The sequence below is a fragment of the Maricaulis maris MCS10 genome (genome assembly GCF_000014745.1).
Taxonomy (GTDB): domain Bacteria; phylum Pseudomonadota; class Alphaproteobacteria; order Caulobacterales; family Maricaulaceae; genus Maricaulis; species Maricaulis maris_A.
Window position 1 is genome coordinate 1,017,959 of the sequence record NC_008347.1, and the last position, 13,479, is coordinate 1,031,437.

A 13,479-nucleotide genomic window follows, 5' to 3' on the forward strand; every position below is an offset into this window, starting at 1 on the left:
ATCCAGAAAGGAGCCCACCATGCCCCACTGGCTCGACCGGCTGTTTGGCCGGGAGGAAAAATCGGCTCTGTCCAGCCGTCTGATTGCCCTGACGGCGGGGACGCGGTCGGCCTGGTCGCCGCGCGCGCTGCCGGCGATGATGCAGGCCGGCTATGCCCGCAATGCCATTGTCCATCGCTGTGTCCGGCTGACGGCGGAGGCGGCGGCCTCGGTGCCGCTCGCCGCGTCGGACGGTGCCATCACCCGCCTGCTCGACATGCCCAATCCGGACCAGTCCGGGCCGGAGCTGTGGGAAAGTCTCTATGGTTATCTACAGCTGGCGGGAAATGCCTATCTGGAACTTGCCAGCCTGGCCGATGAACCCCGCGCGCTACACCTTCTGCGGCCGGATCGTATGCGTGTGCTGGCCGGGCCGACCGGCTGGCCGGACGGGTGGGAATACGCCGCCGCCGGCCGGAAGCGGCGTTTCCAGCGGGACCGGGTCTCGGGTCGCAGCCCGGTTTTCCACATCCGCCTCTTTCATCCCGGCGATGATCATTACGGCCTGTCACCGCTGGAGGCGGTCGGCCGGGCGCTGGATCTTCATACTGCCGGCTCCGATTGGGCGCGCGCCCTGCTCGACAATGCGGCGCGGCCGTCCGGGGCGCTGGTCTTCAAGGGCGAAAACGGCCAGCTCTCGCCGGACCAGTTCGAACGCCTGAAGGCCGAGCTGGAAGCCAGCCATACCGGCGCCGCCAATGCCGGCCGGCCGCTGCTGCTGGAAGGCGGGCTCGACTGGACGCCGATGGCGCTCAGCCCGGCCGAGATGGATTTCACCACCGCCCGCCGCGAAGCCGCCCGCGAGATCGCGCTGGGGCTCGGCGTGCCGCCGCTTCTGCTGGGCCTGCCCGGCGACAATACCCACGCCAATTACGCCGAAGCCAATGCCGCCTTCCTGCGCCAGACCGTGCGTCCGCTGGTGATGAAAATGGCCCGCGCCCTGAGCGTCTGGCTGCGGCCCTGGTCTGTGCCTGACCTCGAGATACGGCCGGACTTTGCCGCGCTCGAGGAAGCCGGGGAGGCGCGCCATGCGTGAGATCGACAACTGGACGGTCCAGAAACAGGTCACCCTCGGCCTGATCTTCGCCATCCTCCTGCAAACCTCCGGCGCCCTGATCTGGTCCGGCCGCGTCGGCGAACGCCTCGACCAGCTCGAACATGTCAGCGACCGCGCCAGCCCGCTGGCGGAAAGGCTGGCGAGACTGGAAGCCGAGATGCGCCTGGCCAGGGAGAGCCTGGTGCGGATCGAGCGGCGGATGGAGGAGTGATTTTTCGTCGATTTTAAAGTGAGGCGCCGCTGCGCTCACCCATCCATTCATCGCTTGCCGAGACGTCGCCGCATCCGGTTTTCCAGGTCAAGGGCGCGAAGCGCCGCTGTGCGGTTACACCCTTGAGCTGGAAAACCGGATGCGGCCTGCTGGCTGACAAGGGATTTATGGATGATTACGCGCCGACGGCGCTGAATTTCCAACTCTATTCCAACTCCCATCTGCCCGAGCAACACGCACTTTTCCCGGCCGCAGCCGCGCGAAGACGCGGCGGAGAGCCGGGACCGACCGAACGTGCCTTGAAACGCTAAGTCTCCCGTTGGTCCCGGATAGCGCTGGCGCGCTTCCGGGAAAAATGCGTGGGGGCGCGCCCCGTAAATCGTCATTTCCTCCCAAACCCGGAGCCCCCTCATGACTGACACCCTCGTCATCGAGGGTCATGCGAGCCTGTTCGGGCTGGCTGACCTTGGCGGCGATGTGGTGGCGCGTGGCGCCTTTGCTGCTTCGCTCGCCACCCGCCGCACCATCCCCATGCTGTTCCAGCACGACCCGTCCGAGCCGGTCGGCCTGTGGACTTCGATCACCGAGGACGCGCGCGGCCTGTTTGTGCGCGGCGAGATCCTGACCTCCGGGGCCCGGGGCCGGGCGACGGCGGCGCTGGTCCGGCGCGGCGCGGTAGACGGGCTTTCCATCGGTTTTCGCACCCGCGCCGCCACGCCGCGAGAGGCGCGCGGCCGGGTGCTGACCGCGATCGATCTCTGGGAGGTCTCCATCGTGACCTTCCCCATGCTGCCCCAGGCGCGCCTGCGCCTTGTGGCTCCGGCGCGCAACCGCGTCGCCGCCTGACTTTCCACCTTTTGACAACTCCCACCCTTTTTCCAACCCCAGGAGATTTATGTGAGCAAGGAAACCAAGATGACCGCCGCGACCGGTGACAGCCGCGCGGTGATGGGCGAGCTGCTGGCTGCCTTCGAACAGTTCAAACAGGCCAATGACCAGCGCCTCGCCGAGATCGAGACCCGCGCCGCTGCCGATGTGCTGCTGGAGGACAAGGTCGCCCGCATCGACAAGGCGCTCGACAGCCAGAAATCCGCGCTCGACCGTCTCGTCCATGAAGCGGCCCGTCCCGGCCTCGCTCCGGGTGCCGACAGGTCGGCGGCCTCGACGGGCTTTGCCGCCTATATGCGCAGCGGCCAGCTGGCCGAAGGCAAGTCCGCCACGGCCGGCACGCCCGGTGAGGGCGGTCATGTCGTGCCGGCCGAAACCGAGGCCCGGATCGACCGGCTGCTGGCCGAAGCCTCACCCATTCGCGCCATCGCCACGGTGCGCCAGACCGCGTCCGGCACCTTCCGCAAGCCGGTCTCGCGCGGCGGGGCGGCGACGGGCTGGGTGTCCGAAACGGCGGCCCGCCCGGAAACCGATGCGCCCAGTCTCGAACTGATCGAGTTTCCCGCCGCCGAGCTTTACGCCATGCCGGCCGCCACCCAGCAATTGCTCGATGACGCCATGGTCGATGTCGAGGACTGGCTGGCCGAGGAGGTCCGCGACGTCTTCGCCGCCCAGGAAAGCGCCGCCTTTGTCTCCGGCGACGGCATCAACAAGCCGCGTGGCCTGCTGGACTACACTGCCGTCGCCGAGGGCACCCAAGCCTGGGGCGAGCTCGGCTATGTCGCCACCGGCACGGCGGGCGGGTTTGACGCGACAGATCCCGCCGACGCGTTGATCGATCTCATCTATGCACCCAAGACCGCCTATCGCGCCAAGGGCCGCTTCCTGATGAACCGCCAGACCGTCTCCGCCGTGCGCCGCTTCAAGGATGCCGACGGCAATTATCTCTGGCAGCCGGCGCTGGGCGAGGGGGCGAGTTCGACCCTGCTCGGCTATCCGGTCACCGAGGCCGAGGACATGCCCGATATCGGCACTGACAGCGCCTCGATCGCTTTTGGTGACTTCGCCCGCGGCTATCTGGTGCTGGACCGCCAGGGCGTCGAAGTCCTGCGCGACCCGTTCAGCGCCAAACCCTATGTCCTCTTCTACACCACCAAGCGCGTCGGCGGCGGAGTGCAGGATTTCGAAGCGATCAAGCTGCTGAAGTTTGGTGTGAGCTGAGTTCGGGAACCTGTTTGTCATCCCTGATGGACGCCCGGCGAAGGCCGGGCGAAAGTCAGGGACCTATGTGATTGCAGACAGTTAGGTCCCCGCCCTGCGTCCCGCGTTCGCGGGACATCCGGCGGGGATGACAAATGTTTGTAGCGTTGGTGTGACGCCCCTCCGGGCGCCCACCCCGCCATACATCCCTTGCCGGGACGTCGCCGTATCCGGTTTTCCAGGTCAAGGGCGGCGCAGCCGCCGCTGCACGGTTTCACCCCTGAGCTGGAAAACCGGATACGGCCTGCTGGCCGACAAGGAATGTATGGCTCAGTCCGCGCTGGGGCGCGGGTCGGCATTACCCGGAAGGTTAAAGCTCGCGGCAATGCGGTCGTCCAGATCACTATCGACCCAGCGTCGCTGGGTCATCAGCGTCCACAGGACGAGGAGCGGGTAGGCTTGAAACCAGCACGAGATGGCGGCCAGTGGCACCCAGATCACGGCCGCGCCGGCCCAGATCAAAGGGCCGGCTTGAGGTAGCACGACTGGTATCAGCAACAAGCTCGCAAACGGCACAACGACCAGAACAAACAGTCGAATGAAGTCGTTTTGATCGAGCTTCATGCGCCGATTGCCTTTTCTTTCACTCCTGGAGTTCTCCCCCATGTCCCTCACACTCCTTGACCCGCCCACCACGGAGCCTGTCAGCCTGTCCGAAGCCAGGGATCGCCTTCGGGTGACGGATGCGTCGCAGGATGACGCGATCAACCACTGGATACAAACCGCGCGGGCACGTGTCGAGCGGGATACGGGGCGGGCCCTGATCGCCCAGACCTGGCTGGAGCGGCGCGATGTGTGGTGGGGCGAGGGGCGTCTGTCGGCCTTCGGGACACGGTTTCGCCTGTTGAAACCGCCCCTGATCGCGCTGGAGGCGGTCACGGTGTACGGGCTGGATGATGCGCCGTCGGAGATTGATCCGGCGGCGTTTTTTGTCGACACGCTGAGCGATCCGGGACGCCTCGTTCTGAGGCCGGGGCAGAGCTGGCCTCTGCCGGGCCGGGCGGCGGCAGGGATCGGGATTCGCTTTCGCTGCGGCTATGGCGACCAGCCCGGGGATGTACCGGCGCCGCTGCGCGAAGCGATTCTCCAGCTCACCGTGCATCTGGCTGAAACCAATGGCGCCAGTGCCCTGCCGCCTGGCGTGGCGGCTCTGATCGCGCCTTATCGCCCGGTGATGTTGTGAGCGGCGTCATTGAGGCCTTGCGCGAAGCCCTGACCGCGCAGTTTGCCAGTGACCCGGCGGTGATGCTCCTGCTGGGAGATCCGATCCGCCTTTATGACGAGCGCTCGACCCGCGCCGCTTTTCCGCATGCCAGCTGGGGCCGTATCGAGACCCATGAGAGCGGTGCCGACGGCGTCCGCCTGCTGGAAGTCAGGCTCGGGCTGGACGTCTGGTATCGCGATGGCGAGCCGGGACCAGTGCTCGACGCCCTGGCCGACAGTGTCAGCGCTGCTGCACTTCCAAACCTGCCCGAACCCGCTCTGCCCGAGCCCTGGCGCCTGATCACACTCAACCCCGCCTATCGCGACGTCTTCTCGACCCGCGAGCGGCGGTTGAAACGCGGCCTTCTGCGCCTGCGCGCGGTTGTGGGCCGTGCAAGCCAAACCCAAGAAGGAGCCCTGCCATGAGTGTCCAATCCGGCCGCGATATCCTGATCCGTATCGGTGATGGCGGAGATCCGCCGGTCTTCACGGCGGCCGCCGGCCTGCGGCTGAAGACGATTTCGCTTAATGCCCGTCTGGTCGATGTGACGAATGCCGACAGTGTCGGCGGCTGGCGCGAGCTGATGGACGGGGCGGGGTTGAAGACCTGTGCTGTTTCCGGCTCGGGCGTGTTTGTCGATGCGGCAGCCGATGCGCGGATCCGTCAGGCCTTTTTCGACCGCTCAGCGGACAGCTGGCAATTGCTCATTCCTGATTTCGGCACGCTGACCGGCGCCTTCCAGGTCGCGGCACTGGACTATGCCGGCCGCCATGATGGCGAGGCGAGCTGGTCGATGAGCCTGGCCTCGGCCGGACCGCTGGTCTTCGAGGCGCTGTGAGATGGCCAACCGGCAACGCGGCGAGGTCGAACTCGTCATCGGTGAGCGCACGTTGACGCTCTGCCTCACCCTGGGAGCCCTGGCGGAAATCGAAGCGCTCTGCCCGCCTGGCGAGACGCTGGGCGCCGGACGCCTGTTGTTGATCGTCGAAGTGCTGGCGCGCGGCGGCGGCGAGGTGATCGGCCTGGATGAGCTGAAGGCCGCCCCGATCGATATCGGCGATGCCGCTGCGGCGGTGGCTGACTGTTTCGACCTTGGCAGCGCGCCATGAACTGGGCGCTGGTCCTGCGCGCCGGCCTCGCCCTGGGACTGGTGCCGGAACAGGTCTGGCGCCTGTCGCTGGTCGAATGGCGCGCCCTGACGGCTTTCGGCGGCCAGGCCCCGCTCGACCGGGCCGGGCTGGAGGCGCTGCGGACCCGTTTTCCTGATCCTGAATTTGCGGACACAACAGAGGAGGCAAGGCCATGACCTCATCCCGTCCGGATACCCCGCTGGAGGACTTTGCCGACGGAGCGGGCCAACGCGCTGCCGAGGCATTGGAGACCGCTTTCGAGCGGGCCGGCAGCCGGATCGAGCAGGCGCTCGGTCGGGCGGCCCGCTCCGGCGAGGCGGACTTCTCGCGCATGACCGAGGCGATCCTGGCGGACCTCGCCCGACTGGCTGCCCAGCAGGTGATCGAACGACCGCTGGCCGGGCTGATCGATCGGGCGCTGGGGGCGATCACGCCGGATGGTGCCCGCGCCGAGGGCGGGCCGGTGCAGCCGGGCGGCGCCTATCTGGTTGGTGAGCGCGGTCCCGAACTCTTCACGCCGGGCGTGGCCGGTCAGGTCAGCCCATCGGGCAGCGGCGGTGGCGGTCAGACTGTCCATATCCACCTGACCCTGCCGCCGGGATCAAGCGACAGCAGCGAACGCGCCATTGCCCAATCGCGGGGCCGGATCGCCCGCTCCTTGGCGCGGGCGGTGGATGAGGGGAGGCGCTGGTCATGACTGTGTTTCACGAGGTCCGCTTTCCGTTCTCGGTTTCCGTCGGTGCCAGCGGCGGGCCGGAGCGGCGCACTGACATCGTGCCGCTGGTCTCCGGCCGCGAGCAACGCAACACGTCCTGGGCCGATAGTCGCCGCCGCTATGATGTCGGGCCGGGCGTGCGTTCGCTGACCGATATCCACACACTGATCGGGTTTTTCGAGGCGCGGCGCGGGCCGTTGCACGGGTTTCGCTTTCGCGATCCGTTCGACAATCGCTCCGCCGCGCCGGACCAGGCCCCGGATCCGGCCGACCAGCTGATTGGCACCGGCGATGGAGCAGTGACCCAGTTCCAGCTGGTCAAGCATTATGAGAGCGGCGGCGAGCTTTGGACGCGCACCATCACCAAGCCGGTCGAGGGCTCGGTCCGGGTTGCCGTGGAGGGCGTGGAGACTTTCGACTTCACGCTCGATACGGCGAACGGGCGGGTCACGCTGGCTGATCCGCCAGCGTCCGGGCAGGCGGTCACGGCCGGTTTTGCCTTTGATGTGCCGGTGCGCTTTGCCAGTGAGCGGCTCGACCTCGCCCTCGACGAGCCCGGTGCGGCGTCGGCGCTCTCCATCCCCCTGATCGAAATCAGAGTCTGAACACGGCCGCAAAGCCTGCCGGAGGTAATCATGAAAACCGTGCCTGCATCAATCCAGGCGGCGCTCGATGAGGGCGTCACCACAGTGTGTGATTGCTGGATCGTGACGCGCGCTGACGCGTCCCGTTTCGGCTTCACCGATCATGACCATGATCTGGTGTTTGAGGGCGTGACCTGCCGTGCCGGAAGTGGTTTTGGCGGTAGCGATGTCGCGGCGGAAGCCGGGTTGGCGCCGGATCAGGGCGGTCTGGTCGGCGCGCTGGATGATGACGTCCTGCGGCGCGACGATCTGGAAGCCGGGATCTGGTCCGGTGCGCGGGTGGAAAGCTGGCGCGTCGACTGGGCCAGCGATCCGCCGGTCGGCGTGAAGACCGGGCAGGGCGAGCTGGGCGAGATCCGCCGCGTTGATCACCGCTTCGAGGCCGAGCTGCTGGGTCTTGCCCACCGGCTGGGCCGGGTTTGCGGCCGGGTCTTTGCCCGTCGCTGTGATGCGGTGCTGGGTGATCATCGTTGCTCGGTGGATGGCAGCCATCCCGGTTTTGCGCTGGGCTGTGACCAGGCTTTCACCACCTGCCGCGACCGTTTCGCCAACACGCTCAATTTTCGCGGCTTCCCGCACATGGTCGGCAATGATGTGCTGCAGGCCTCACCGGCCAGCGAGCCGGTCCGCGATGGCTCGTCCCGGGGGCTGGTCGGATGAGGCGGGGCAAGCGCGCCACCGCCCACGTCACCGCCCGTGTTCAGGCCCGTGTTCGGGCCTTGGCCGAAGCGCGGCGCTGGATCGGCACGCCTTATGGTCACCAGGCCAGTTGCCTGGGCGCGGGCTGTGACTGTCTGGGCCTCATTCGCGGGATCTGGCGGACGCTTTACGGCCAGGAAGCGCAGACCGTTCCGCCCTATGGCCCTGATGTCGCCGGGACACCGCTCGCCGAAGCGCTGATGGCGGCGGTCTGTGCCCATTTCGTGGAGATCGACAAGGACAGTCCGCGCCCGGGCGATGTGCTGCTGTTTGCCGACCGGCCCGGCGGGACGGCGCGTCATTGCGCAGTGCTGTCGCAGCGCGACCGGATCATCCACGCCTATTGGCGGCGCAGCGTCGTCGAGACCGCGCTGACACCCTGGTGGCAGCGCCGACTGGTTGCTGCCTTCGCCTTTCCCGATCTGCCCCCTGCCGAACCCCGCGAGGAGATGACATGGCCCAACTTGTCCTGACTGCCGGCCGGGTTGCCCTGACAGCGGCCCGCGCTGCCCTGCCGACGCTGGGACGGATCGCGGCCAGCGCGGCGATCAATTCGCTGCTGCCCGGACGCGAGGGGCCGCGCCTGCTCGAACTGCCGGTCCAGACCTCCACCGATGGCGCTGCCATGCCCCAGGTCTGGGGCCGGGCCCGTCTGGCCGGCCAGGTGATCTGGGCCGCCCGTTTCACCGAGCACGCCCAGACCTCCGGCGGCGGCAAGTCCGGGCCGAAGGAGACCGGTTTCACCTATTCGCTCTCCTTTGCCGTCGGTCTGTGTGAGGGCGAGATTTCCGGGATCGGGCGGATCTGGGCCAATGGGGCATTGCTCGACCAGTCACGCTATCCGGTGCGCTGGCATGCTGGCCGCGACGACCAGCTGCCCGACCCCTTGATCACCGCGATCGAAGGCCCTGACGCGCCGGGTTTTCGGGGCACCGCCTATCTGGTGCTCGAAGACCTGCCGCTGGATGAGTTCGGGCATCGCCTGCCCAATCTGTCGGTCGAGGTGTTTCGCGGTGTCGGATCGGACGGGTTGGAGCAGCAGGTGCGCGGCGTCAATCTCATCCCCGGCTGCGGTGAGTTCGCGTTGAGCCCGGACCCGGTCATGCGTCTGGAGGGGCCCGGTGCGGAGACAGCCGTCAATCGCAATAATGCCCGCGGCCTGAGTGATGTGCTGGCCGCGCTCGATGATCTGGAACGCGACCTGCCGGCCTGCCGCTCGGTGCAGATCGTGCTGGCCTGGTTCGGCGATGACCTGCGCTGCGGGGAATGCGAGATCCGGCCCGGCGTTGAGGATCGCGACACTGAGACGCGCCCGACAGCCTGGCGCGCGGCTGGCGCCGAGCGCGACACGGCCTGGCTGGTCGGCCGGATTGATGACCGTCCGGTCTATGGCGGCACGCCGGATGATGCCGGTGTGGTGGCGCTGATCGGGGCGCTCAAGGCGCGCGGCTTTGCGGTCACGCTCTACCCCTTCATCCTGATGGACATCGCTGACGGCAATTCCCTGCCGGACCCCGATGGCGGTAGCGGGCAGCCCGCCTATCCCTGGCGCGGCCGTATCCGGCCCGGGGCGGGCAGTGTTGCGGCTCAGGTGGACGCCTTTTTCGGGACCGCGCAGGCGACGGATTTCACGGTTAATGGCGGGACGGTGAGCTATGCCGGTCCGGACGCGTGGCGCTATCGGCGTTTCATCCTGCATTGCGCCGCCCTGGCAAAGGCGGCGGGCGGCGTGGACGGTTTCCTGATCGGTTCGGAAATGGTGGCGCTGACCACATCCGGGGCCGGTGAGAACTATCCGGCGGTCGCGGCGCTGTGCGCGCTGGCGACCGAGGCGCGCAGCCTGCTCGGCCCGTCCACGCGTCTGTCCTATGCGGCCGATTGGAGCGAGTATCACGGTCATCAAAGCGGCGGTGGGGCCAAGATATTCCATCTCGACCCGCTCTGGTCCCACCCCGCGATTGATGCCGTGGCGATCGATTTCTACATCCCGCTGGCCGATTGGCGCGACGGCGATGACCATCTCGACGCGGCGCAGGCCTTGGGCCCGCATGACAAGAGCTATCTCGCCAGCCAGGTGACGGGCGGGGAGGGGCATGACTGGTATTACGCCTCGCCGGAGGATCGCGACGCCCAGCTGCGCACGCCGATCAGCGATGCGGTGCATGGCGAGGACTGGGTTTGGCGCTACAAGGACCTCATCGGCTGGTGGTCGAACGCCCATCACGACCGGCCCGGCGGGGTTCGCGCGGTCGCACCCACAAGCTGGATCCCGGCCTCGAAACCCATCTGGCTGACCGAGACCGGTTGTCCGGCGGTCGACAAGGGGGCCAATCAGCCCAATGTCTTCATCGATCCGAAAAGCTCCGAGAGCGCACCGCCCCATCACTCCACCGGCGCACGCGATGACCTGATCCAGCGGCGCTATCTGGAAGTCCTGCTGGCGCACTGGGATGATCCGGCCGCCAATCCGGTCTCGGCGCTGTATGGCGGCCCGATGATCGAGCCGGAGTGGACCCATGTCTGGGCCTTCGATGCGCGACCCTGGCCGGACTTCCCGGCGCGCTCGGAAATCTGGTCGGACGGGGAAAACTGGCGGCTGGGCCACTGGCTCAATGGCCGCGCCGGGCTGGTCCCGGTCGCGCGCATCATTGACGAGTTGTGCGATGCGGCCGGTCTGGCCGAACGCGACGTGTCCGCCACCCATGATCTGGTCGCCGGCTATGTGATGGACCGGCCAATGCCGGCGCGTGACGCGCTGGCGCCATTGCTTGACCTTTTGGGTGTCTCCGTCCTCGAGGGGGCCGACAGTGTGCGCTTTGTCTCCGCCGGGGTGGCGAGCGGTGCCGATACACTGACTCTCACCGACCCGGTCGATACGGGCGAGGACAGCGTCACCCGCGTCCATCCCGCTCCGCTGGACCTTGTCCGTGATATCGCTCTGGGCTTTTACGACGACCGCGCCAGCTATCGCACCGGCCATGCCTCGGCCCGGGGCACGCTGGGGACGGTGGCGACACGCTCGCTCATCGTGCCGGTGATTGCCGATGCCGATACCGCCCGGCGCTGGTGCGGCGACCGCCTGCTGGCAGTTCACGCGCAGGCCGAGCGGCTCGATCTGGTCCTGCCGCCCGAATTCCTGGCGGTGGAGGTGGGTGACCGGATCGCGGTCGATGACGCGGTCTGGCAGGTCGCGGCGCTGGAGGGTGACGCCGTGCGTCAGGCCCGCCTGCACCGACCGACAGGGCAGTCTGTCACCGTTGCGGCAGGCGAGACCGGAGCCGACCCGGCTCTGCCCGGCACGTCAATGCGCCCGGCCCTGGAGTTACTCGACCTGCCGCTCCAGTCCGGTGAGAGCCGGGACGGTCCCCTTGTGGCCGCCTGGGCGCAGTCATGGCCGGGCGCTGTCGATATCCATCTGTTTGACCGTCACGCCGTGACCCTGACCCGTCCGGCGAGGCTTGGCTGGCTGGCCGGGGACCTGCCCGCCGGGCCGGTCGGTCGCTGGGACCGGGCCCATGCGGTGCTGCTCGATCTGGACTGGGGCACGCTGGCCAGTGCCGACCCGGCCGCCGTGCTGGACGGGGCCAACCGGATCGCCATCGAGGCCGCGCCCGGCGTCTGGGAGGTGATCGGCTTTTGCGATGCGCAGTTGCAGGCGCCCGGGCGCTATCAGCTGACCGGCCTGTTGCGCGGGCTGGGCAATGGTGTGTCACGGACAGCCGTCAGTGGTGCCCGTCTGGTCGTGCTGGATGCGGCCTGTGAGGCGCTGACATTGGCCCCGCACGAGCGCGGTGTGCCGCTCGAACCCGTCGCCGTCGCTGCCGGCTTCGCGCCGGGCGATGATGCCGCGACCCGGCGCGAGGTGCCGCCGGTCGCCTCCGACCTGACACCGCTGGCCCCGGTCCATCTCGCCCACACACGCACCGCCGGCACATTGAACCTGAGCTGGATCCGGCAGACCCGTATCGGCGGGGATGACTGGTCGGCGCCCGACGTGCCGCTGGGCGAGGCGGGCGAGGCCTGGCAGGTTGAGCTGGATGATGCCGGTAATGTGCATCTGCTGGACGGCCTCACGGCCCCGTCTCTCACACTCACCGACAGCGATCTGGTCGCGGCATTCGGGGCTGTGCCCGATCATCTGACCGTGCGGGTGGCGCAGCTGTCGGCGCGCGTCGGCCCCGGGCAGGTGGCAGAGGCTGAGGTCGATCTGTGAGCTGTGCTTTGATATCAGTCGCAAAGCCCCTTACATGAAGCATGGCCTTCGCGGCCGACAGGCTTTACCGGCAAGGCAAGACGGGTATGGACGATCCCTACAAGACGCTCGGCGTCTCCAAAACGGCGACCGCCGACGAAATCCGCAAGGCTTATCGCAAGCTGGCCAAGGAGCTGCATCCCGATTCCAATCCCGGCAATGCCGCCGCCGAGGAGCGTTTCAAACACGTCTCGCAAGCCTTCAAACTGTTGTCCGACCCGGAAAAGCGGGCCGAATATGACGCTGCGGCGCGGGCCGGCTTCCATCCGGGCATGGGCGGGATGGGAGGCATGGGCGGCGGCCCAGGCGGCAAGCCGTTCAATTTCCGCCAGTCGCGCCATCAGGGCCGCGGCGGGTTTGAGGATATATTCTCCGACCTGTTCACCGATTTTGGCGGACAGGGCGGTGGCGGACGCCAGCGGCAGGCCCCGCGCAAGGGGGCTGATGTGCGCCAGACCGTGACCGTCGATTTCATGCAGGCGGCCCAGGGCGGCAAGCACCGGGTCAGCTTGCCGGGCGGACGGACGCTCGATGTCGCGGTGCCCTCGGGTGCCAGTGATGGCCAGGTGCTGCGCCTGCGCGGTCAGGGTGAGGCCTCTGCCATGGGTGGCGAGCCGGGCGATGCGCTGATCGAGATCAAGGTCGCCGAACACAAATTCTTTTCGCGCGCGGGCGATGATGTCCGTCTTGAGCTGCCGATCAGCCTCAAGGAAGCGGCGCTGGGTGCCAAGGTGCGCGTGCCGACCATTGACGGTCCGGTTGATGTGCGGGTGCCGCCCGGCTCCTCGACCGGAACCTTGCTGCGTCTGCGTGGCAAGGGATTTGCGGGCAGCAAGGGCAAGCGCGGCGACCAGCTGGTCAGGCTGATGGTCGCGTTGCCGTCGAGTGATGAGGCCCTCAAGGCCTTCCTCGAAAAATGGTCACCGCCCGATGGCCATGACCCGCGCAAGGGTCTGCATTCGTGACGGTGATGTTTTGGTAGTATGTTGTTCAGCACGGGTTCAGGGGGAGCCCGTCATTGTGAGTGCCATGTTGAGAAACCTTGTGATCCTTGCTGGCGCTCTGAGCGTCTTCGCAGCCCCCGCCCGGGCCGATGGAAACGACGCTGCTGTCGTGGAGCCGGCCGGCTATGCCAATCTGCAGGACCGCTATACCGCGCCTGAAGCCCGCGATGCCCGGCGTCAGGGTGATGTGGTGCCGGCACTGCGGGTGATCTCGGAAGTGCGCCGCCGCTATCCCGGCGCCGACGTGCTCGATGCCGAGCTCGAGGGCGGCGCGTCTCCGCGCTATGTCATCAAGATTCTCACCCGAGACGGCCGCCGCGTCGATGTGGTTGCCGATGCCCGGACCGGGCAGATACTGTTTGAACGATAGGGGGAG

General features: G+C 67.6%; 17 protein-coding genes. 16 read left to right on the forward strand and 1 reads right to left on the reverse strand.

Annotated elements, in window-relative coordinates; all coding sequences use genetic code 11:
* Positions 1–19 precede the first annotated feature (19 nt).
* The 4 genes from MMAR10_RS04770 to MMAR10_RS04785 all read left to right on the forward strand — a co-directional run bounded on the left by MMAR10_RS04770 (position 20) and on the right by MMAR10_RS04785 (position 3,416).
* A complete protein-coding gene (locus MMAR10_RS04770; protein ID WP_011642859.1) occupies positions 20–1,075 on the forward strand; it encodes a phage portal protein in 1,056 nt (351 codons plus the stop codon).
* A complete protein-coding gene (locus tag MMAR10_RS04775) occupies positions 1,068–1,307 on the forward strand; it encodes a hypothetical protein (protein WP_011642860.1) in 240 nt (79 codons plus the stop codon). Before MMAR10_RS04770 ends, MMAR10_RS04775 begins: the two co-directional genes overlap by 8 nt.
* Positions 1,308–1,718: 411 nt before the next feature.
* The gene (locus MMAR10_RS04780) at positions 1,719–2,153 is read left to right on the forward strand and encodes an HK97 family phage prohead protease (protein ID WP_011642861.1); all 435 of its coding nucleotides are present in this window, start codon (positions 1,719–1,721) and stop codon (positions 2,151–2,153) included.
* A 51-nt stretch (positions 2,154–2,204) separates the two neighbouring features.
* Positions 2,205–3,416 (forward strand): phage major capsid protein, encoded by a 1,212-nt coding sequence (locus MMAR10_RS04785; protein ID WP_011642862.1) that lies wholly within the window; start codon positions 2,205–2,207, stop codon positions 3,414–3,416.
* A 309-nt stretch (positions 3,417–3,725) separates the two neighbouring features.
* Here the strand turns inward: MMAR10_RS04785 and MMAR10_RS04790 are convergent, their stop codons facing one another.
* A complete protein-coding gene (locus MMAR10_RS04790; protein WP_041636799.1) occupies positions 3,726–4,019 on the reverse strand; it encodes a hypothetical protein in 294 nt (97 codons plus the stop codon).
* A 40-nt stretch (positions 4,020–4,059) separates the two neighbouring features.
* On the opposite strand from MMAR10_RS04790, the gene MMAR10_RS04795 reads away from it, so the two are divergent.
* The 12 genes from MMAR10_RS04795 (at position 4,060) to MMAR10_RS16045 (ending at position 13,473) form a co-directional block, all read left to right on the forward strand.
* The gene (locus MMAR10_RS04795; RefSeq protein WP_011642864.1) at positions 4,060–4,638 is read left to right on the forward strand and encodes a head-tail connector protein; all 579 of its coding nucleotides are present in this window, start codon (positions 4,060–4,062) and stop codon (positions 4,636–4,638) included.
* Positions 4,635–5,084: a DUF3168 domain-containing protein gene (locus MMAR10_RS04800; protein ID WP_011642865.1), complete on the forward strand. Its 450-nt coding sequence runs from the start codon at positions 4,635–4,637 to the stop codon at positions 5,082–5,084. Before MMAR10_RS04795 ends, MMAR10_RS04800 begins: the two co-directional genes overlap by 4 nt.
* A complete protein-coding gene (locus MMAR10_RS04805) occupies positions 5,081–5,497 on the forward strand; it encodes a phage major tail protein, TP901-1 family (protein WP_011642866.1) in 417 nt (138 codons plus the stop codon). The genes MMAR10_RS04800 and MMAR10_RS04805 overlap by 4 nt, the downstream gene beginning before the upstream one ends.
* Position 5,498: 1 nt before the next feature.
* On the forward strand, positions 5,499–5,768 hold the full coding sequence (locus MMAR10_RS04810; protein WP_011642867.1) for a GTA-gp10 family protein: 270 nt from the start codon (positions 5,499–5,501) through the stop codon (positions 5,766–5,768).
* Complete coding sequence (locus MMAR10_RS04815; protein ID WP_011642868.1) at positions 5,765–5,965, forward strand: phage tail assembly chaperone; 201 nt, start codon at positions 5,765–5,767, stop codon at positions 5,963–5,965. Before MMAR10_RS04810 ends, MMAR10_RS04815 begins: the two co-directional genes overlap by 4 nt.
* Positions 5,962–6,486, forward strand: a complete 525-nt coding sequence (locus tag MMAR10_RS04820; RefSeq protein WP_011642869.1) for a phage tail tape measure C-terminal domain-containing protein — start codon at positions 5,962–5,964, stop codon at positions 6,484–6,486. The genes MMAR10_RS04815 and MMAR10_RS04820 overlap by 4 nt, the downstream gene beginning before the upstream one ends.
* Positions 6,483–7,109, forward strand: coding sequence for a DUF2460 domain-containing protein (locus tag MMAR10_RS04825; protein WP_011642870.1), 627 nt, complete (start codon positions 6,483–6,485; stop codon positions 7,107–7,109). The genes MMAR10_RS04820 and MMAR10_RS04825 overlap by 4 nt, the downstream gene beginning before the upstream one ends.
* A 30-nt stretch (positions 7,110–7,139) precedes the next feature.
* Positions 7,140–7,808 (forward strand): DUF2163 domain-containing protein, encoded by a 669-nt coding sequence (locus tag MMAR10_RS04830; protein WP_011642871.1) that lies wholly within the window; start codon positions 7,140–7,142, stop codon positions 7,806–7,808.
* The gene (locus tag MMAR10_RS04835) at positions 7,805–8,320 is read left to right on the forward strand and encodes an NlpC/P60 family protein (RefSeq protein ID WP_011642872.1); all 516 of its coding nucleotides are present in this window, start codon (positions 7,805–7,807) and stop codon (positions 8,318–8,320) included. Before MMAR10_RS04830 ends, MMAR10_RS04835 begins: the two co-directional genes overlap by 4 nt.
* Positions 8,302–12,060, forward strand: coding sequence for a baseplate multidomain protein megatron (locus MMAR10_RS04840; RefSeq protein ID WP_011642873.1), 3,759 nt, complete (start codon positions 8,302–8,304; stop codon positions 12,058–12,060). Before MMAR10_RS04835 ends, MMAR10_RS04840 begins: the two co-directional genes overlap by 19 nt.
* A gap of 86 nt (positions 12,061–12,146) precedes the next feature.
* On the forward strand, positions 12,147–13,064 hold the full coding sequence (locus tag MMAR10_RS04845; RefSeq protein ID WP_041637299.1) for a DnaJ C-terminal domain-containing protein: 918 nt from the start codon (positions 12,147–12,149) through the stop codon (positions 13,062–13,064).
* A gap of 64 nt (positions 13,065–13,128) precedes the next feature.
* Positions 13,129–13,473 carry a PepSY domain-containing protein gene (locus MMAR10_RS16045; protein WP_011642875.1) on the forward strand — a complete coding sequence of 115 codons (345 nt, stop codon included), beginning with the start codon at positions 13,129–13,131 and terminating at the stop codon, positions 13,471–13,473.
* Positions 13,474–13,479 lie beyond the last annotated feature (6 nt).

Excerpts from the sequence above, each read along its gene's own strand:
- MMAR10_RS16045 (WP_011642875.1), top strand. The coding sequence starts at position 13,129 with ATGTTGAGAAACCTTGTGATCCTTGCTGGCGCTCTGAGCGTCTTCGCA.
- MMAR10_RS04780 (WP_011642861.1), top strand. The coding sequence starts at position 1,719 with ATGACTGACACCCTCGTCATCGAGGGTCATGCGAGCCTGTTCGGGCTG.
- MMAR10_RS04805 (WP_011642866.1), top strand. The coding sequence starts at position 5,081 with ATGAGTGTCCAATCCGGCCGCGATATCCTGATCCGTATCGGTGATGGC.
- MMAR10_RS04830 (WP_011642871.1), top strand. The coding sequence starts at position 7,140 with ATGAAAACCGTGCCTGCATCAATCCAGGCGGCGCTCGATGAGGGCGTC.
- MMAR10_RS04775 (WP_011642860.1), top strand. The coding sequence starts at position 1,068 with ATGCGTGAGATCGACAACTGGACGGTCCAGAAACAGGTCACCCTCGGC.
- MMAR10_RS04845 (WP_041637299.1), top strand. The coding sequence starts at position 12,147 with ATGGACGATCCCTACAAGACGCTCGGCGTCTCCAAAACGGCGACCGCC.
- MMAR10_RS04795 (WP_011642864.1), top strand. The coding sequence starts at position 4,060 with ATGTCCCTCACACTCCTTGACCCGCCCACCACGGAGCCTGTCAGCCTG.
- MMAR10_RS04835 (WP_011642872.1), top strand. The coding sequence starts at position 7,805 with ATGAGGCGGGGCAAGCGCGCCACCGCCCACGTCACCGCCCGTGTTCAG.
- MMAR10_RS04770 (WP_011642859.1), top strand. The coding sequence starts at position 20 with ATGCCCCACTGGCTCGACCGGCTGTTTGGCCGGGAGGAAAAATCGGCT.
- MMAR10_RS04840 (WP_011642873.1), top strand. The coding sequence starts at position 8,302 with ATGGCCCAACTTGTCCTGACTGCCGGCCGGGTTGCCCTGACAGCGGCC.
- MMAR10_RS04825 (WP_011642870.1), top strand. The coding sequence starts at position 6,483 with ATGACTGTGTTTCACGAGGTCCGCTTTCCGTTCTCGGTTTCCGTCGGT.
- MMAR10_RS04815 (WP_011642868.1), top strand. The coding sequence starts at position 5,765 with ATGAACTGGGCGCTGGTCCTGCGCGCCGGCCTCGCCCTGGGACTGGTG.
- MMAR10_RS04790 (WP_041636799.1), bottom strand. The coding sequence starts at position 4,019 with ATGAAGCTCGATCAAAACGACTTCATTCGACTGTTTGTTCTGGTCGTT.
- MMAR10_RS04820 (WP_011642869.1), top strand. The coding sequence starts at position 5,962 with ATGACCTCATCCCGTCCGGATACCCCGCTGGAGGACTTTGCCGACGGA.
- MMAR10_RS04810 (WP_011642867.1), top strand. The coding sequence starts at position 5,499 with ATGGCCAACCGGCAACGCGGCGAGGTCGAACTCGTCATCGGTGAGCGC.